The sequence below is a fragment of the Catenuloplanes niger genome, assembly GCF_031458255.1.
In the GTDB taxonomy this organism is placed as follows: domain Bacteria; phylum Actinomycetota; class Actinomycetes; order Mycobacteriales; family Micromonosporaceae; genus Catenuloplanes; species Catenuloplanes niger.
In genome coordinates, this window is record NZ_JAVDYC010000001.1 from 620,491 (window position 1) to 638,761 (window position 18,271).

The 18,271-nt window shown below is 74.0% G+C and carries 18 protein-coding genes; 1 reads left to right on the top strand and 17 read right to left on the bottom strand.

Going from position 1 to position 18,271, the window contains the following annotated elements; genetic code table 11:
- Positions 1-79: 79 nt before the first annotated feature.
- Both J2S44_RS02755 and J2S44_RS02760 read right to left on the bottom strand, forming a co-directional pair.
- Entirely contained in the window at positions 80-682 is a 603-nt protein-coding gene (locus J2S44_RS02755) for a mycothiol-dependent nitroreductase Rv2466c family protein (RefSeq protein WP_310408754.1), read from the bottom strand.
- Positions 683-744: 62 nt separating this feature from the next.
- Positions 745-2,568: an AfsR/SARP family transcriptional regulator gene (locus J2S44_RS02760; protein WP_310408756.1), complete on the bottom strand. Its 1,824-nt coding sequence runs from the start codon at positions 2,566-2,568 to the stop codon at positions 745-747.
- Between the two features lie 214 nt (positions 2,569-2,782).
- On the opposite strand from J2S44_RS02760, the gene J2S44_RS02765 reads away from it, so the two are divergent.
- Positions 2,783-3,505 (top strand): GntR family transcriptional regulator, encoded by a 723-nt coding sequence (locus tag J2S44_RS02765; RefSeq protein ID WP_310408758.1) that lies wholly within the window; start codon positions 2,783-2,785, stop codon positions 3,503-3,505.
- On the opposite strand, the gene yiaA is transcribed toward J2S44_RS02765, so the two are convergent.
- The 15 genes from yiaA to J2S44_RS02840 all read right to left on the bottom strand — a co-directional run bounded on the left by yiaA (position 3,462) and on the right by J2S44_RS02840 (position 18,211).
- Entirely contained in the window at positions 3,462-3,923 is a 462-nt protein-coding gene (gene yiaA, locus J2S44_RS02770) for an inner membrane protein YiaA (RefSeq protein WP_310408760.1), read from the bottom strand. The two genes, J2S44_RS02765 and yiaA, sit on opposite strands and share 44 nt — an antisense overlap.
- A 144-nt stretch (positions 3,924-4,067) precedes the next feature.
- Positions 4,068-5,453, bottom strand: a complete 1,386-nt coding sequence (locus J2S44_RS02775; RefSeq protein ID WP_310408762.1) for a family 16 glycosylhydrolase — start codon at positions 5,451-5,453, stop codon at positions 4,068-4,070.
- Positions 5,454-5,492: 39 nt separating this feature from the next.
- Positions 5,493-5,969, bottom strand: coding sequence for a DUF6668 family protein (locus J2S44_RS02780; RefSeq protein WP_310408764.1), 477 nt, complete (start codon positions 5,967-5,969; stop codon positions 5,493-5,495).
- Entirely contained in the window at positions 5,966-7,810 is a 1,845-nt protein-coding gene (locus J2S44_RS02785; RefSeq protein ID WP_310408766.1) for a S8 family serine peptidase, read from the bottom strand. Before J2S44_RS02785 ends, J2S44_RS02780 begins: the two co-directional genes overlap by 4 nt.
- A gap of 32 nt (positions 7,811-7,842) precedes the next feature.
- The gene (locus J2S44_RS02790) at positions 7,843-8,637 is read right to left on the bottom strand and encodes a hypothetical protein (protein WP_310408767.1); all 795 of its coding nucleotides are present in this window, start codon (positions 8,635-8,637) and stop codon (positions 7,843-7,845) included.
- A gap of 14 nt (positions 8,638-8,651) precedes the next feature.
- Entirely contained in the window at positions 8,652-9,200 is a 549-nt protein-coding gene (locus J2S44_RS02795; protein WP_310408769.1) for a sigma-70 family RNA polymerase sigma factor, read from the bottom strand.
- Positions 9,197-9,988, bottom strand: a complete 792-nt coding sequence (locus tag J2S44_RS02800; protein ID WP_310408771.1) for a zf-HC2 domain-containing protein — start codon at positions 9,986-9,988, stop codon at positions 9,197-9,199. The genes J2S44_RS02795 and J2S44_RS02800 overlap by 4 nt, the downstream gene beginning before the upstream one ends.
- Before the next feature lie 40 nt (positions 9,989-10,028).
- Positions 10,029-10,409, bottom strand: a complete 381-nt coding sequence (locus J2S44_RS02805; RefSeq protein ID WP_310408774.1) for a DUF4913 domain-containing protein — start codon at positions 10,407-10,409, stop codon at positions 10,029-10,031.
- A complete protein-coding gene (locus J2S44_RS02810; protein ID WP_310408775.1) occupies positions 10,406-12,163 on the bottom strand; it encodes a type IV secretory system conjugative DNA transfer family protein in 1,758 nt (585 codons plus the stop codon). The genes J2S44_RS02805 and J2S44_RS02810 overlap by 4 nt, the downstream gene beginning before the upstream one ends.
- Positions 12,160-13,749 carry a putative type IV secretion/conjugal transfer ATPase gene (locus J2S44_RS02815; RefSeq protein WP_307236357.1) on the bottom strand — a complete coding sequence of 530 codons (1,590 nt, stop codon included), beginning with the start codon at positions 13,747-13,749 and terminating at the stop codon, positions 12,160-12,162. Before J2S44_RS02815 ends, J2S44_RS02810 begins: the two co-directional genes overlap by 4 nt.
- Entirely contained in the window at positions 13,746-15,239 is a 1,494-nt protein-coding gene (locus tag J2S44_RS02820; protein WP_307236358.1) for an SCO6880 family protein, read from the bottom strand. The genes J2S44_RS02815 and J2S44_RS02820 overlap by 4 nt, the downstream gene beginning before the upstream one ends.
- A gap of 48 nt (positions 15,240-15,287) precedes the next feature.
- On the bottom strand, positions 15,288-16,469 hold the full coding sequence (locus J2S44_RS02825) for a hypothetical protein (protein ID WP_310408776.1): 1,182 nt from the start codon (positions 16,467-16,469) through the stop codon (positions 15,288-15,290).
- Between the two features lies 1 nt (position 16,470).
- Positions 16,471-17,175: a DUF8175 domain-containg protein gene (locus tag J2S44_RS02830; protein ID WP_310408778.1), complete on the bottom strand. Its 705-nt coding sequence runs from the start codon at positions 17,173-17,175 to the stop codon at positions 16,471-16,473.
- Positions 17,176-17,490: a hypothetical protein gene (locus J2S44_RS02835; RefSeq protein ID WP_310408779.1), complete on the bottom strand. Its 315-nt coding sequence runs from the start codon at positions 17,488-17,490 to the stop codon at positions 17,176-17,178.
- 25 nt (positions 17,491-17,515) lie between these two features.
- Positions 17,516-18,211: a hypothetical protein gene (locus tag J2S44_RS02840; RefSeq protein ID WP_310408781.1), complete on the bottom strand. Its 696-nt coding sequence runs from the start codon at positions 18,209-18,211 to the stop codon at positions 17,516-17,518.
- Positions 18,212-18,271: the final 60 nt, after the last annotated feature.

An 18,271-nucleotide genomic window follows, 5' to 3' on the forward strand; every position in this document is an offset into this window, starting at 1 on the left:
CTAGGCAGCGCGGCGGGAACCGGACTTCTCGAAAACTGACCGGATCCCGCCGCGGGCCGCGGGTGTCGGGCGCCCGGGCTCAGCCGAAGTCGAGTTCGCCGGTGCGGGTGCGCTTGAGCTCGAAGAAGTTCGGGAAGCCGGCGAGCGCGACCGCGCCGTCGAAGACCCGCAGGGCGTCCGCGCCGCGCGGGATGCTGTTCAGGACCGGGCCGAAGAACGCGACGCCGTTGATGTGGATGGTCGGCGTGCCGACGTCGTCGCCGACCGGGTCCATGCCCTCGTGGTGGCTCTTGCGGAGCGCGGCGTCCCACTCGTCGCCGGCCGCGGCCGCGGCCAGCTCGGCGGGCAGGCCCACCTCGGCGAGCGCCTCCGGGATGACCGTGTCCAGCTCGCGCTTGCGGCCCTGGTTGTGGATGCGGGTGCCGAGCGCGGTGTAGAGCGGGCCGAGCACCGCGTCGCCGTGCCGCTGCCAGGCGGCGGTGACGACGCGGACGGTGCCCAGCGACCGGTTCACGGTCTCCCGGTAGTCGGGGTCGAGGTCGCGGCCCTCGTTCAGCACGTACAGGCTCATCACGTGCCAGCGGAGGTCGATCTCGCGCTGCTTCTGCACCTCGAGGATCCAGCGGGACGTGATCCAGGCGAACGGGCAGGCCGGATCGAAGTAGAAGTCAACGGTGGTCACCCCGGCAGACTATGCCGCCGTACGGATGATCAGAGTGCGGAAAGGCCGGTTTACCGCACTGTTCACACTCGGATCGGCGCGGGAATGATCTCCAGTGGTGGTGGGTTGAACGCCCGCCGCACCGCGGCCTCGATCTCGGCCCGGCCGTCGGTCTCGTGCAGCATGCGCCGCGCCACCGACTGCACCATCGGGTCGACGATCCGGTACCGCCCGTCCGCACCGTCCACCACCAGGTGCAGGTCGACCAGCGAGTCGAGCGCGGTCAGCGCGTTGTTCTCGGTGGTGCCGAGCATCGCGGCCGCCTCCGGCACGGTCGCGGCGCAGGCCGCGGTCGCGGTCAGGAACCGCAGCGTGCGCGCGACCTGCGGGCGCAGCAGCCGGTACGCGCGGACCATCGGCGCCTCCGCGATGATGCAGTCGTCGTGCAGCGGTGCGTACGGGTCGTGCAGCTCGGACGTGAGCTCCTCGACGAGCGACCGCACGGTCCGGTGCGGCCGGCGCGCGACCCGCTCCGCGGTCAGCCGGACCGAGAGCGGCGCGCCGTCGATGGCCGCGATCGCCCGCCGCACCCAGCCGGGGTCGGACGCGGCCCGGCCCGCGCCCGCGACCCGCTCGAACAACCGCATCGCCTCGTCGGCGGCCAGCCCGCCGAGCGTCAACCAGGTGGTGGCCGGCAGCCGGTGGTGCCGCCGCCGCGACGTGAGCAGCACGGCCGCCCGCGGCAGCGCGGACCGGAGCACGGTCACGTCCGCCGGGTCCTCGACGTCGTCGAGCACGATCAGCGGGCGGCGGTCACCGGCCGCGGTACGCAGCAGCGTGGCGCGCCCGGTCACGGTCGCGGGCAGCTCGCCGCCGGTCACGCCGAACAGCCTGGACCAGGTCAGCAGCGTCTCGGCCAGCGCGTCCGGCGCGGCCAGGTCCGCGTAGAGGCGGCCGTCCGGGAACTCGGCCGCCAGCAGGTGCGCCGCGTGCACCGCCGTGCTGGTCCGCCCGAACCCGGGCAGCGCGGTGATCCCGACGGTCGCGCCCGGCACCAGCGCACCGGTGAGCACGGCCAGCTCCGCGACCCGGCCGGTGAAATCGGGAAGATCGGCCGGAAGGTACGTCGGACCGGCGCCGGCGCCGGCGGTCAGCAGATCCGGGTCGCCCCGCAGGATGCGCCGCTGCATGTCGCGCAGCGCCGGCCCGGGATCGAGCGCCAGTTCGTCGCGCAGCAGCGCCTGCCCACGCCGGTAGAGCTCCAGCGCCTCCGCCTGCCGGCCGCGACGGTAGAGCGCGAGCATCAGCAGCGCCCGGAAACCCTCGCGCAGCGGGTACGCCTCGACCAGCTCGGTCAGCCGGGTCAGCTCCTCCGCGCTCGCACCGGACGTCTCCAGCCGCGCCGTGAACAGCAGTTCCTCCGCCGCGACCCGGGTGTCCTCCAGCCGCACCCGGGCCGCCTCCGCCGCCCGCCCCGGCACCCCCGCCAGCGCCTCGCCCTCCCACAGCGCCAGCGCGCCGGTCAGCAGCTCGGCCGCGCCGGGCGCGTCGCCGGCACGCATCCGCTCGTGCGCCGCGGCCACGCCGGCGTGGAACGCGGTCACGTCCACCGACGCCGCCGCGACGTCCAGCGCGTACCCCCGGCCCAGGCTCTGGATCGAGACGACGGTGCCGTCGAAGAGGCGCCGCAGCCGGTAGACGTAGGTGCGCGCGGTCGCGGTCGCGGTGTCCGGCAGCTCCTCGCCCCAGACGGCCGCGACCAGGTCGTCCAGCGACGCGGCCCGCCCGTCCCGGATCAGCAGCGCGGCCAGCAGGGCCTGCTGCTGCGGCGACCCGACCGACTGCGGCACCCCGTCCCGCCAGACGCGTAGCGGTCCCAGTGCACTGATGCGGATGGCGGCGGTCATCCGTCAAGGATGACCGGTCTCCCCGGGTGTCCGCGATCGGCTTCCGGTCACCCGGACGATCGCCACACCCGACGCCACCACCGGATCGGCGCGCACCGGGCTCGCCGATGCGCGCCGATCGGCGTACCCGGCGCTGGTCCGTGGGGTTCATGTCCGGATTATTAATCGGCGGTTGCCGATATGTTGACGCCGTCTCACCGTCTACCGTGTCGTCATGACCTCGTTGCGTGACTGCGCGTATGCCGAGCTGCGGCGGCGGATAGTCGATCTGGTGTATCCGCCGGGGCAGCGGCTCTTCGAGCGCGATCTCGCGACCGAGCTGTCCGTGTCGCGCATCCCGCTGCGGGAGGCGCTGCAGCAGTTGCGCACCGACGGGCTCGTCGTGTGCGTCCCCCGGCAGGGGGTGGTGGTCGCGCACTTCACGGCCGGGGACGTCCGCGACCTGTTCGACGTGCGGGAGAGCCTGGAGTCGCTGGCGGCCCGGCTGGCGGCGGACCGGGCGGACGCGGCCGGCCTGGCCGGGCTGCGCGCGTCGATGGCCGCGGCCCGGGCCGCGCTCGCCGTCGGCGACGACCCCGGGATCGCGGCGGCGAACGCGCGGTTTCATCGTGAGCTGGTCGCGCTGGCCGCAAACCCGCTGCTCTCGGCGATGATGCGGTCGTTGGACGCGCGCACGCAGTGGTTGTTCAACCTGACCCGGCGCCGGGATCCGGTGCGGCAGTGCGACGAACACCGGGGACTGTACGAGGCGATCGCGGCCGGTGCGGCGGAGCGCGCGGCCGCGCTCGCGTTCGCGCACGTGGCGTCCGGGCGGGCGGAGAGCATGGCGCTGGCCGCGGAGTGGTCGGCCGGCGCGGTCGACCCGGTCGAGGCGACCCGCAGCCGGCGCCGGGTCACTGAGCCGGCGGGTAGTACGCCTGCGGTGCCTCCGGCATGACGTAGGCCGGCGGCGCCTCCGCGGCCTTGGCGGCGAGACCGTCCCGGACGTTCTTCTGCACGGCCACGGCGGCGAACAGCGTCAGGCCGAACGCCAGGCCGTAGAAGCCCTTCTCGCTGAGCGCCATGCCGCTGTTCCACAGGCCGGCCACCAGCATCACCACGCCGGCGCCCATCACCAGCCAGGACAGGCCCAGGTAGAGCGCGGAGACCGGCACGCCCTCGGCGCGGTCGCGGACCGACTTCTGCACGGAGACCGCGGCGAACACCCCCATGATCAGGACCGCGGCGTAGAAGCCCTTCTCACTGCGGGTCATGCCCGCGTTCCACAGTCCGATCGCGAAGCAGACGATGCCGAGCAGCAGCGCGGCCCAGGACGCGCCGATGAAGGCCGGGGTGGGCTTGGCGGGGTTCGTCATGGGGATCTCCGTGGGTGCGGTGCGGCCGGCCCGGTGCCGTCGCTGGACCACAGCCTGCTCGAAACCGCAGCTCAGGGCGTGAGTAGTGGTACTCAAACCGGCGGGCCGGCCCGCTCCACCGGTGGCGGAGCGGGCCGGCGGCGGTCAGCGGACGACCCACTTCTGGTTCGGGGTGCCGGCGCAGTCCCAGAGTTGCAGTTTCGTGCCCGCGGTGGTGTGGAGATCACGCACGTCGACGCACCGGTTCGCGGCGCGGTTGACCAGGTCACCGGCGTCGGTCAGCACGAACTGCTGCCAGCCGGTGCCGTTGCAGTGCGCGAGCTGGATGGTGGTGCCGTTGGCCGGGTTGCCGCCGGCCACGTCCAGGCACTTGCCGAGCGCGGTCACGGTGCCGTCCGCGGTGAACGTCCAGCGCTGCGCGTCGGTGCGGAGACAGTCCCAGATCTGCAGCGGCAGGCCGTCGCGGGACTGGCCGCCGGGCACGTCGACGCACCGGCCGGACTGCATCCCGGTCAGCGCGACACCCTGCGCGGCGGGCGGGGCCGGGTTGCCGGGGGTGTCCGGGGTGTCCGGATTGTCGGGTGCGTCCGAGGTGTCCGGGCTCGGTGAGGGGTCCGGGCTCGGCGAGGTGCCCGGGTTCTCCGGGCTCGCGGTCGGGGACTCCTCGGCCGGCGGGTCGGCCGCGTCGCCGTCGTCGCCGCCGCTCTCGTGGACCCGGACGTAGTCGACCACCATGGTCTGCGGGAACCGGGTGGAACCGTCCGGGCTGCCCGGCCAGCGACCGCCGACCGCCACGTTGAGGATCATGAAGAACGGGCGGTCGAAGACCCACCGGTTGCCGCCGACGTCGGCCGGCGTCTTCCGGCTGAACTCCACGCCGTCCAGGTACCAGACGATCAGGTCCGGGGACCAGTCGATCGCGTACGTGTGGAACGCGTCGGCGAGCGGCGCGTCGTGCAGCACCGAACCGCCGCTGGCACCGCCGCCGGAGTAGCCCGGCCCGTGGATCGTGCCGTGCACGCGGTTCGGGTCCTTGCCGACGTTCTCCATGATGTCGATCTCGCCTCGGTCCGGCCACCCGCTCGGGCCGTCGCCCAGCATCCAGAACGCGGGCCAGATCCCCTGGCCGGCCGGCAGCTTGATCCGCGCCTCGAACCGGCCGTACGCACGGCTGAACGTTCCCGCGGTCAGCAGCCGCGCGGACGAGTACTCGCGGCCGCCGGAACTCTCCCGGCGCGCCGTGATCACCAGGTTGCCGTCACCGTCCAGCGCCGCGTTGCGCGTGCTGTCCGTGTAGTTCTGCAGTTCGTCGTTGCCCCAGCCGTGGCCGCCGGTGTCGTGCTTCCACTTGGCGGCGTCCGGGCCGGTGCCGGCCGCGCCGTCGAACTCGTCGGACCAGACCAGCGTGCTGGCCGCGGACGCGCCGGGCTCACCGCCGGCGAGGTGGAAACCGACGCCGAGACCGGCGCCGATCACGACGAGCGCCGTCAGCGAACGGCCGAGCCTGCCGTTGATGCGTATTCGATCCATTCGGGCATACCTCCGGGTCGACGGAAAAAAAAAGGGGGGTCAGTACGCGCCGCGGTGCAGGTCGTCGACCAGATCCGCGAGGCTGAGCAGCACCTTCGGGGCCTTGCGCAGCTCGGCGCCGAGCCGCCACTGCTCGATCCAGGGCACCCGCCAGACGGGGGCGACCGACCGCAGCACGCGCGTGCGGCGGAACAGCGGCCACGGCAGCCGGCCCGGCGCGTCCGCGACCAGGACCAGCCCGAGCAGCTCCATGCCGGGCGGGTGCCGGCCCTCGCGCATCGCCGCAAGCGCGCGGGCGGTCGCGCGCAGCCCGCCGCTGTGCGTGCGCGCGACGAGCAGCACGCGCGCCGGGTCCGCACGCGACTCGGACGGCCACCGGGCGCCGACGTCGACGCCGCCGAGCGCGGCCGCCAGCGTGCTCGCGCCCGCACCACCGTGGGCCGCGACCCAGCTGACCCCGGCCGTGGACAGGCCGGGCGGGCGCTCGGTGGCCACGGCGCTTCCGTTGATCATCATCGGTCCCTCACCTCGTTGTCGGTCGTCTCCGCGTACTCGAGGGGCACGTCGTCGAACTCGCCCCATCGGTCGTCACCGTGCGAACCGGCCGGCGCGAGCGGGCGGGACACCCGCACGAGCGTGCGGTCCACGCCGGGGTCCCGGTCGGCGCGCGGCCGGCGCCGGAAGAGCGTCGGCATCGCGAGGCCACGCGGCGCGCGGCCGGTGTCCGCGCTTCCACCGGACCGCCAGATCCGCCGGAAGCGCAGGCCGAGAAAGACCGCTAGGCCGAGCGCCAGCAGCGTGACCAGGACCAGCGCGACCGGGTTGCGGCGCTGCCCGGCCGGCTCGGCGCCGTCCGGCTGGTCCGCTCCCGGCGGCGGGTCGACGGTCAGCGGGTCCGGCGAGGCACCGTTCGCCTCGGCCGGCAGCTCCCGGCTGACCGCGGCGCCCGGGTCGACCATCCCCCAGCCGTAGAGCGGGTCGGGGCGGCGGACGTCGCTCATCCCGTCCGCGGTGGCGAGGATCCGCTGGCGCACCTGCTCCGCGGACAGGTCCGGGTAGGCCGCGCGGACCAGCGCGGCCACGCCGGCCACGTACCCGACCGCGTAGTTGCCGCTGCTGCCCGCGCCGCCGGTGCCGCCGAGGCTGGTGACGTTCACGCCGGGCGCGGCCACGTCCACCGTGCCCTTCCGGTAGTCGGCCACGGACTGACCGGCCGCGCCGACCCCGGCGACCCGGATCACGCCGCTCGCGGACCCGTCCGCCGGCGCGGTCCCGGTTCCGGCCGGGGCGGAGACCACCACGACCGCGCCGGCCTCGACCGCGCGCCGGATCGCCTCGGCGACGTCCTTCCGCGTGGGGTCCACGGCGGTGCCGAGCGCGAGGACGGTCGCGCCCGCGGCGACGGCCTTCGTGATGCCGGTGGTCTGGAGGTACGGCGTGGCGGTCGGCGTCGTGCTGAGGATCCGGACCGGCAGCACCATCGCGTCCGGGGCCACGCCGGTGAAGTCGCCGTCCCCGGTGGCGCGGGCCGCGACGATCGCGGCGATGGCCGTGCCGGTGCCGAGGCAGTCGACGTCCGCCGGGCTCTTCGGGTCGGTGACGTTCACGCCGGCGCGGACGCGGCTGGACAGCTGCGGGTGCAGACCGTCCACACCGGAGTCGACGACGGCCACGGTCTGGCCCTCGCCACGGCTGCGCGGCCAGGCCTTGTTCGCGGCGACCCGCAGGGCGGCCCAGTCCGGCTTCGCGCGGGTCACGCCGGTGGTGCAGCCGCCGGGTGACGGCTTCAGCCCGGACGACGGGACCGACGGGATGCCGCCGCCGGGCTTCGTGGCCGGGTCCGGCGCGCCGGCCGGCGGGTTCTGCGCCCCGGGCCGCGGCTGGGCCGCACCGGCCGGCGGGTTCTGCGCGGCCGGCGGATTCTGTGCGCCGGCCGGCGGCTTCGGTGCCGGGCTCGCGGGCGGCTTCGAGGAGCCCGGCTGCGAGGGTTGCGGGTCGGGCGCCGCTGCCGCCTCCAGGAGGCCGTACCGCACGCCGTCGCCGTAGGCGTCCCACGGCAGGGCCAGCAGCCAGCCGGCGCCGAGTTTCGCCGGGTCGGTCAGCACGCCACCGTCCGGCTGCTTCCGCCCGGTGTTCAGGTGCAGGATCTCGGTGTAGCGGGTGGTGTCGTCGAGCAGCCGGGTGGCGATGTCGTAGAGCGTCTCCGGCCGGCCCTCGAACGCGGCCCGCACCTCGTAGTACTTCGTGTAGCTCTGCGCGCCCACGGCCAGCGCCGGCACCGGCGCCGCGATCACGGCCAACACGATCAGCACGGCCAGCACCGGTCTTGCCCGGCGGACCGTCGTCCACGTCGTCATCTGGAACAACCTTCGGGATCGATTCGGGCGCGTCATGGGATCGACCGGGACCGGTGGAGCGGGATGGCCGGCGCGGTGGAGGAGAGGTGCGATGGGCTCGGCGGCGGCTCCGGCCGCCGCGTGCCGCCGTCGCCGCCGGCCACCGATCGCAGCCCGGCCGCGGCCGTCACCCGCTGCCGGGCCGTGGCCGCGTCGGTCCCCGACCGGCGCCGCTCCCGGACCGCGGGCGCGGCACGGACCGCCCGGTCACGCTCGGCACGGACGGCTCGGTCGTCCTCCGCACCGCGCTCGGTGCGGACGGCCCGGTCGTCCTCCGCGGAGGGCTCGGCACCGGCGGTGCGGTCGTCCTCCACATCGGACCCGGCACGGACGGCCCGGCCGTTCTCCGCACCGGGCACGGCACCGGGCCGGTGATCGTCGCCGGCCGCGAGCAGGCCGGGCACGGGCGAGGCGTTCTCGTTGATCAGCAGGGTGGTCTCCCCGAACCGTTCCGGGTGCTGCCCGATGTACTCCTTGAGCCCCTTGAGACGCGGATCCCGCAGCACATAGGCGATCGCGGACCTGATCTCGGCCGGCGTGGGACCAGCGGGTTCGGCGGGACCGGCGGTCCCCTCGCCACCGCCCGGGCCGCCTCGGAAGAGGCCGGCCGCCCAGCGCCAGGCCCGCGCCAGCCATGAGGGCCGCATGCCCTTCAGCCCTTCGTCCCACGTGGACAGGCGGTGATCCGGATTCGTCTCGCGCAGCGGGTACAGGTCGGCCCGCAGCGCCGAGGTCGCGGCCCGCAGCGCCGCGTGCGACGGCGGCGACACGTCGATTCGGGGTGCCATGTGTCAGCCTCTCGCTACCGTGCCTGGCGGGTATAGCCCCGCTCGTCGAGTGCGCCGCGCAACGCGCGCAGCGCGTAGAAGGTGCGGGACTTGACCGTGCCCGCCGGTACGTCGAGCACCTCGGCCGTCTCCGCGACCGTGCGCTCCTGGTAGTAGATCTCCACGAGCACGGTGCGGAGCCGTTCCGGCAGGGCCGCGACGGCGGCCCGGATCTCCCGGTCGTCCAGTCGTCCGTCCACGTCGATCTCGGCCGCGGGCATGTCCGGCACCGAGTCGTCCAGTGCCTCCGGCGGCCGGGACCGGGCCGCCCGGACCTGGTCGATCACGATCCGCCGGGCCACCGTGCACAGCCAGCCCCGGCTCCACCGGCCGTCCGCCATCCGCGCGTCCGGGTTCCGCCAGGCGCGCAGCATCGTCTCCTGGACCACGTCCTCGGCCCAGTGGACGTCGCCCTTGACCAGCCGCTTGACGTACGCCAGCAGGACCGGCCGATGCACGTGCTGGAAGTGTTCGAGCGCCGCCTCCGGCGTCTCCCGCGTCGAGACCGTGCCTCGCAGGCTCATCGGTTCGTCCCGCCGAGCTCGACCGTCACCACGGTGCCGCCGTCCGGCTCGGTGACGGTGACCGCGACGACGTCCGTGAGAACCGCGTCCAGCCGGCCGGTCACGTCCCGCACCCGGCCGGTGTCCACCCAGGTGGACACGAGTGCGGTCCGGCCGTCCGCGGTCGTCGCGTGCAACTGGTACGGCTCGTCCGGGTCGAGGCCGCTGACCGTCGCCGCGACCAGCGACTCGCCGGCGACCGGCTCGCTGACCACGACGGACAGCGACACGCCGCCGGCCCGTCCGGTGGCGGCCGCGGTGACGTACGGGCCCGCCGCGCCGGGGGTGTCCCCGGCGCGGGCCAGTGACGTCACGGCGAGGCCGGCGACCAGCAGCGCGGCGCAGAACAGCGTGCCGGTGGCCGCGAGCGCGCGGGCCCGGCCGCGGTCCCGCGGCCGGCGCCGGAGCCGGCCGGCCCGGACGAGCGGCCCGACGTCCGGCGTGGCCGCGAGGTCCTCGATCAGGTCGTCCGCGGGCGTCGCCACCGGCATCGGCGCGAACCGCGCGAACGCGGACGGCGGCGGCGCGTCCCGGTCGCGGTGCAGCACGCCGAACGCGTCGAGCAGCCCGGCCCGGTGCTCGTCGCGGACCAGGGCCAGCGCGGCGACCAGCTCGACGATCTCGTCCGCGGTGCCGCGGCATGCGGCACAGACCGCGAGGTGCGCCTCGATCTCGCCGTCCTGCGCGTCCGGGAGCGCGTCCAGGTAATAGACGCCGAGCAGTTCGGCGACGGGATGGTCGATCAGCACGGCACACCTCCTCCTTTCACGGACGGCCGCACGGGACCGGTCAGGCCTGGACGCCGTCGGTGTACGGGACGTCCTTGAGCCGGTGGCTGCCGCGCTTGCAGCCGGCGAACGGGCCGGACGGGTCGCGCAGCACCGGCAGCGTGAGATTGAGGTGGTCGCGGTGCCAGGCGGAGAGCGACTGCAGCGCGGCGCCGGGCGCGTTCGCGTCCTGCCAGGCGAGCCACAGCGCGTGCAGCCGGGCCACCGCCTCCAGGTGTTCCCACCACTGTGGACACCAGGGCAGCGCGGTGCTCACCTCCCGGCCGTACACCGGGAGCAGCAGTCCGTGCACCCAGGTCTTGAGCCGGCTGAGCTCCTCGGAGAACATCGGCTCCGCCATGAACAGGATGAACGGGGACTCCGGCGGTGCCTCGGCGGTCATCGGAACGGTCCTTCCTCGATCGGGCTGGTGACGCCGGTCGCGCGGTCGGTGATCGCGCGTTCCTCGGCCTTGGCGGCGGCGGAGATCGGCCCGGCGTCCGGTTCCTTGAACCAGGGCCGCAGCCGGATCAGCGCGGGGCGGACCCCGGTCGCGAGCAGCAGCGCGGTTCCCTTCGGCAGCGCGCGGATCCGGTCGGCCGGGAGGATCTGCTCCTGCCGGTACGATGTCGACCGGGATTTCCCGTCGCGGCCGTGCGACGTGCTGAGCGTCTTGACGTCGTGCTGGCCGACCAGCCGGGCGACCTTGTCGACGAAGTCCGCGTCGTCCAGGCCGGCGCCGAGCAGCTTGATGGTGGCGGCGCTCCACAGCGCGTCCATCCCGGCGTCGCCCCAGACCCGCGCGCCCTGCCGGTAGCTCTGCAGCAGCGTGACCACGTTGATGCCGCGCGAGCCGAGGTGGCTGTAGAGGTCGGGCAGGTCGGAGATGCGGCAGACGTTCGCGGCCTCGTCCAGCACCGCGGTCATCGGCGGGTCGAGCCGGCCACCCATCCGTTCCGCGGCCTGCACCCCGGCGCGCATGGTCGAGTCGGCGAGCCCGGCGATGACCCCGGCGGCCGAGCCACCGCCGTCCTTGGACAGCAGGTAGAGCGTGTCCTTGTGGAGCACGTGCGCGTCGGGCCGGAACTCCGGCGTGAACGGGTCCGGCGTCACCCAGGCCAGGATCTCCGGGTCGAGCAGGCAGGAGACGCACTGCCGGGCGGTCTCGTAGATGCCGTCCCGGGTCTCCACCGCGCCGCGTACCGTGCCCTGCAGTTGATCTGCCATGGCCGGCAGGCCGGCGTCCCGCAACAGATCCACGGGGGTACGGTCGGCGGGGTCGGCCAGCCAGCCGAGCAGATCGGTGACGGACGCGCCGCTGCGGCCGGCCGCGAGGAACAGCGCGGTGAGCGTGTTCTGCGCCGCGGAGATCCAGAAGTCCTTCTTCGCGGTGTCGTCGTTGATCGAGGCGACGAAGTGACCGGCGAGCCGGCGCGCGCCCTCGATCGTGACGCAGACGGAGAGCATGTTCCACCACATGGCGCGCCGGGTGTGCGCGATGCCCTGCGGGTCGAACGTCCACACCGTACCCACGGCCTCGCGCTGTGCCCGTGTCACGGCGTAGACGTCGGACTTGTTCGAGGTGAGCAGCACCGGGCCCTGGGCGCGCAGCACCCGCGGGATCGCGATGCCGGTGGACTTGCCGGCCCGCGGCGCCATCAGGTCCAGCTCCACGTCCTCGAACGAGGAGCGCAGTTCCGGTCCGGCCGGGTGCAGGTCGCCGAGCAGGTTGCCGGTCTGGTCCGGCCGCGGGTCCTTGACGCCCCTGAGGGACGGGCGGAGCCCGCGGGCGCGCTCGGTGACCGCCTTCGGCAGGAACGCGGCCAGGTCCCGCGCGGTGGCCAGCCCGCCGCCCTTCTTCTCCCGCGGGCGCAGCCGGGTGATCACCTCGAATCCGACCGCGGCGGTCACGGCCAGCATCAGCAGGATGCCGCCGTAGACGGCCCAGCCGGGTGCGCCGGGCCAGAGCGCGGCCGGGCCCCGCTGCGTCAGGGTGACCAGCGCGTCCGCGGAGAACGGCGGCGGGCGCCAGCCACCGCCGGCCGCGGCGACGCCGAGCGTGCCACCGGCCGCGACCAGGCCGTAGCCGCCGAGCCCGGCCGCCACGACCGCCATCACCGCGACACCGGTCTCGTTGCCGGGCCGTGCGCCCCTCATCGGACCGCCGCCGCGGCCTCGGCCCGGCGGTCCGCCTCACCGTTCTTCACCCAGCGCGTGTTCGTGTCGTGCAGCAGCCGTTCCGCGTCGGTGATGGTCATCCGGATCGGGATGCCCGGCCGCCCACCCACCTTGATCAGGAAGCGGCCGCGGCCGGGCGGCTCGTCGTTGACGCCGGTGGCGGCCCAGCCGGGCGGCGACGACCAGGACGAGACCAGCTCGATCTCCCGGCGGGACAGTCCGACGGTACGGCCGAGGTCCTCCATCTCGGACTTGGGCAGCCCGGCGCAGACCACCATGCCGGCGCGTTCGACGAAGCCGCGCGCCTTGGCCCGGTCCGCGTCCGTACCGACGGACTCGGCGTCCTTCAGCGTGTGGGTGATCTTCGCGTCGCCGAGGCCGAGCGACCGGTTCAGGCGGGTCAGCGCGTCGATCCGGTCGACGATGCCGGACGCGGCGCGCAGCGGGCGCCACAGCTCGTCGAGCACGGTGAAGAACCAGCGCCGCGGTGCCAGCCCGGCGTCCGCGAGCGCGTGCGCGGCCGCGACCGTGCCCAGCCCGTCGGACCAGGCGGCGAGCATCGCGGCCGCGGTCAGCTGGGTGTCCGACTCGCCGATCCGGGAGATGTCGATGCAGACCGCGGGCGCGTCCGGGTCGATGTGGGTGGACGTGCTGGCGGAGAACGTGCCGCCGAGCGGCCCGTCCAGGATGCCGAGCAGCGACCGGTGCAGCGGGTCGACGGCGTCGCGATACCTGGTCTCCTGGCCGCGGTCGAGCGTGACCGCGCGGACCGGCTCCGGGCCCTCGGTCAGCACCGTGAGCAGGTCCGGCAGCAGGTACGCCCGCCCGGCCGCGCGTTCCCGCAGGTGCCGCAGGCAGGCCGCGAGCACGGCCTGCTCGTGGTCGCCGACGGCCTGGCCGCGCACGATGGTGAGCAGCGCCGCGACCATGTTGAGGATCCGGCCGTCCGCCTCGGCCGCGAGCGCCTCACCGGCCGCACCGCCGATCCGCCGGGCCGCCGCGCCCATCGCGCCCGGGTCGAGCACGTTCAGGCCGCCGACGCCGCGGCCGATCGAGATCACCTGGCCGCCCAGGGCCCGTACCGTGTCGGCGTAGTCGGGTTTGAGGTCGCCGAGCACCAGCGGCGTCACGCCCTGCGCGGCCAGCCCGATCAGGATCCGGTTGACCAGTGTGGACTTGCCCAGGCCCGGCATGCCGAGCATGAACAGCGACGGGTTGGAGATGTACCGGGCACGCATGAACCAGGACAGCGGGTCGCCGCACACGGTCGCGCCGGTGGCCAGGTGCTGGCCCAGCGGCACGCCGCTCATCGGCGCGCCGGACCCGGCGGAGAACGGCCACAGCCCGCAGGCCTGGACCGTGGTGGCGCGCCACATGGTGGGCGGGTCGACGTAGCCGACGCGGCCGCCGCCGGAGCCGGGCCAGCCATGGGTGGGCACCGCGCCGCTGCTGCGTCTCGGCCTCGCGACCGTCTCGCCGGGGTCCGGCATCTCCAGGACCGGCAGCGCGTTGCGGGCGCCGGACGCGCCCCGGCGCCAGCCGGTACCCAGGTACGACGTTCTCACAGCGCCTCCTGGAGCTCGTGCGGGATCAGCGTGTACTCCCACGGCAGGACGCCCGCGGGCAGCGAGCAGGTGAACGCGGCCGCCTGCATGCGGTCGGCCGGGCGCATCGACAGCCGCGACCCGGCGATCAGGTTGCGGACCGTCACGTTCGCGTCGACCAGGTCCTCGTGCGCGTCCACGGTCACGGTCAGCAGCAGCGAGAACTCGACCAGCCCGGCGCCGGACGCCTCCTCCGCCGCGGTCTGCTCGGCCGCGGCGATCTCCGCGGACGCGCGCGCCTGCACCAGGCCGCGGCCGGAGCTGGCCATGAACTGGGCGCTGCGCCGGTCCGACTCGACGATCTTGGCGGAGGTGGCCGGGTCGATCGGCCGGTAGAGCAGCGTGACGCGCTTGCGGCGGGTGCCGGGCGCGGCCTCCAGGATGTCGCGCAGCACGCCGGAGCCGACCGTGCCGCGCGGCGCCATGGTCAGCATCCAGGTGCGCGAGACGCCGGAGTCGTGGCTGTAGGAGTCGACGGACTCCACGCACGCGGCCGGGCCGGCGTCGTCCCACTCCAGGCCGGTGCCGCCGTGCTCGGCGCGGGCCTCCATCACGTCGGTGACCGATGCCGGGTCGTACGCCACCCGGACCACCTCGGCGATCCGCTCGGCGGACAGCGGCTCCGCGGAACCGCCGCCCGCGCCGATCAGGCCGCCGCACAGGCCGGGGATCCGGACCGCCAAGTCGGTGATCACGTCGTCCAGGTCGCGTTTGTTGCCGCCCGGCGCCGCGTAGGTGAGCGTCACGTACGTGTGCATCTCCGACGACGCGGCCGGGTACTGCTCGACGATCTCCTCCATCACCGCGCGGGCGATGTCCGGCGCGTCCGGGGACAGCCGGGGCAGCACCTCGGCCGCGAGCGTCCGGCCGGAGTCCGGCGCGGTCTCCACGATCACCGACGCGCCCTTCAGGTTCGGCTCGTGCGACAGCCGGGCCAGCCACTCGCCCCACAGCGCCACCCACACGTCGACCTGCTCCTGGTCGACCAGCCCGCCGCCGTCCGGCACGCACTCCAGCACGACGGTGAACCGGTTGCGGCCGCGGTGGTGCAGCACGCCGAACGGGCGGTCGAACGCGTCCCGGCCCTCGCCCATCCGTACCTGGCTGAGCAGGCCCGGGGGTTGGTAGCGGCCGCCGGCGCGGCGGGACAGCGGGCCGGAGACGTAGAGGTGCTCGCCGCGGGACCGGCGCTGCCGCCAGCTGATCCGGGTCGCGGCCATCTGGTAGACGTTGCGGCCGTCCTCGGTCCGCACGGCCAGCGGCGCGATCGCGGCGGCCAGCGGCACGAACACCACCATCGCGGCGGACAGCGAGATCAGCGACGCGAGCAGCACCACGACGATGCCGCCGAACGCGGCGATGGTGCCGATCAGGCCGAGCGGCCCGAGCCCGGACCGTCGTGGGCGACGCCAGTTGCCGTACGTACGGCGGACAACGGCCTCCGTGGTCATGTGCACCTTCCCTGTCAGTCTGGGATTGCGGTCGGTCGCGGGTCGCGGTCAGTCGGGATTGCCGGACACCGCGCCCTGGGCCAGATTGGTGCCGTGCTTGACGGCGGTGGTGGATGCCTTCGCGGCCACCAGCGCGGCACCGCCGATCGCGCCGGCCGCGACGCGCCCGGCACCGGAGGCGATCGCCCGGCCGGTGCTGCGGCCGCCACCCGCGCCGCCGCCCCCGCCGCCGGTTCCGCCGCCACCGCCGCCGGTTGCTCCGGCCGCGCCGGTCGCTCCCCGGCCGCCGGACTTGCCGCCGCCCTTGCCGCCGCCGCGCGCGTACCGCATGCCGGCCGAGCCGATCGCGCCGGTCGCCTGGGCCGCGGCACCGGCGCCGGACGCGACCGCGGAGGACGCGCCGTCGGAGTTGCCGAGCGCCATCGTGGCCGGCACGACCAGCCGGAGCAGGCCGGGCAGCGCGACCGCGGCCATCAGCAGCACGCCGCAGCCGGCGATCTTCTGCTGTACCGCGTTCTGGCCCTCGAAGGAGATCATCGTGGCGCCGACGTAGAAGATCAGCCCGACCGCCGGCTTGTAGATCAGCCACGCGGTCATCCAGGCGATGTGCTTGCGCCACCAGGACGAGCCCCACTCGGTCATCGACGCGACCGCGGCCAGCGGCAGCGTGCCGACCAGCAGCACCATCACGCCGAGCCGGATGTAGAGCAGCACGATGTGCACCAGCCCGGCGATCAGCAGCAGCAGCCCGATGATGATGATCAGGAACGTGGAGATGTCCGCGTTGTCGCACGACGCGATCGTCTTCAGCTGCTCCTTCACGCCGGCCTCGAACAGGTGCTCGGTGTACCGGTCGGAGAGCAGCGCGAGCTGGATGAGCACGAACGACCCGGCGCCGGCGACCAGGATCAGGCGCAGCACGCCCTTGATCGCGACCACACCGGGCTGGCCCCGTCGTTCCAGCGCCATCCGGGCGGCCGCGAACAGCAGCGACGCGACCGCGATCGTGACCACCAGCCAGTTGGTCTGCAGGCCGATCTTGTGGTTGATCTCCGGGTCCTGGGACAGCGTCGGGATCCGGAGCGCCAGCTCGCCGAAGAGGCTCGCGGCCGCGTTCATGATCGCGCTGGCGATCTTGCGCAGGAGCCCGTCGATGCCCTGGTCGAACAGTTCGGTCAGGCCGGAGAACGCGCCGACGTAGACGATGTCCCCATTGGTGCAGTCCGGCATCTCACGCCTCCCACAGGATGAAGCCGGCGGACGTGCGGACCGGGGTGAGCGGCGTGTACAGCTCGCCGGCGCCGGACGGCACCACCTTCCAGTCACCGTCCGACCAGGTGAGCCGGTAGTCCGCGGCCGCGTCGCCGAACCCGGCGAGCCGGACCAGCATGCGTACGGTCGCGCGCTCCGCCGTGTAGACGACCAGCGCGAAACCGGCGATCGACACCGCGGTGCGCGCGGCCGGCGCGTCGTCGACGGACGACCGCATCGCGATGAAGACCTCGCGCCCCGGCCCCGGCTCCACCTGCCGTTCCACCACCGCGCGCCAGTCGCCGCCGCTCAGCTGCCGCGGTATGACGTGCGCGGCCATCACCGCGCCGGTCGGCGTGTGCGCGAAACACCACAGGATCGATCCATCGGTACGGACCGGGCCGGACGACGCGGACAGCGGCACCCGGGCGCCGTTCAGCTCGCGCCAGGTCAGGTCCGCGGGCGGCCCGGCCGGCGCGTCCTGCTGCGAGTCGTCGGTCCGGCAGCCGTCCGGCCGCCCGTCGACCAGCACCGTGCCGGCCGGTTGCGGCGCCGGCCCGGGGTCGTCGCGCAGCACCAGGAAACCGGCACCGGCGATCAGCAGCACCGCGAAGAACACCGCCGGCACCAGCCAGCTGCGTTGCCGCCAGTACGGCGGCGGGTCGGTCTCGAACCGGCTGCCCATCTAGGCCCCCGGCGCGTTGAAGAAGAAGCCCACGATCGGGCCGGCGGTCGCGACCAGGATGCAGCCGCCGAGCACCAGGCCGAGCCGGCTCATGTGCTCGGAACTCTCGCCGCGCTGGTGCGAGATGGCCATCATCGTGCCGGTGATCAGCACGCCGACGACACCGGCCGCGGTGCCGGCCCAGGCGATCAGGTTCATCGCGGTGGTCACCATGGCCGCCAGGTCGGCCGGCGCGGCACCACCCCGGTCCGGCGACGGCACCTCGACCTCGGGGAAAGCACCGAACGTGGCGAGAGCGCGGTGGATCGAGAACACGGTTTCCTCTTTTCGCAGGTGTTGATCAGGGGAGTTTTATGTCGAGGAACGTGAGGATCGGCGCCACCGCGACCGCGATGATGCAGGAGATCCCGACGATCGTCAGCTGCCGCCATTGGTCCGGCCCGAATCCCATGTCGCCGCGACGCATCTGCAGCGTCATGTTCAGCCCGACGATGAGAATTCCGACCACGCCGGAAGCGGACACGCTCCAGGCCAGGAGATTGAGCAAATTGATGTCGACGCGCCGATCGTCACCGTCCCGCACCGCGGACGGGTCGAATGCCGCGATCGACGGCACCGGCTGGGTCGGCGGCGGCCGATCGATCGACTCGCATTGCATCTTCGCGCCCTGCACCGTCCCGGACAGCGTGCACCAGGACCGCCCGGTCGCGTCGTATCCCTTGTGGGACGGACCTGCCTTGATGTAGAAGTCGAGGGCCAGACCGGCGCCCTTGTCGTCGATGGTCAGCGTGCTGGACCGCGGCGACGTCAGGTGGTCCACACAGTCCTTGGCATCGGTTTCCGGCGGGTCGTTCTTGCTGCGGATACAGACCTTCACCGAGTACGCGGCACTGTTCTTGATGCGGACCGACTGCTCCGCTCGCGCAGCCGCCCGGGACGCTGTCGCACCACTCGGTGACGGAATCGCCAGAAATGCGATCACGAGCACCAGAGACGACGTCAGTACGACGCCGAGCCGATTCGAATCAGCACGCACCGGTCCTCCCCTCCTGACTGTCCTTTGTCGACTCCAGCGACCGGGAATGCGGCCGTGACC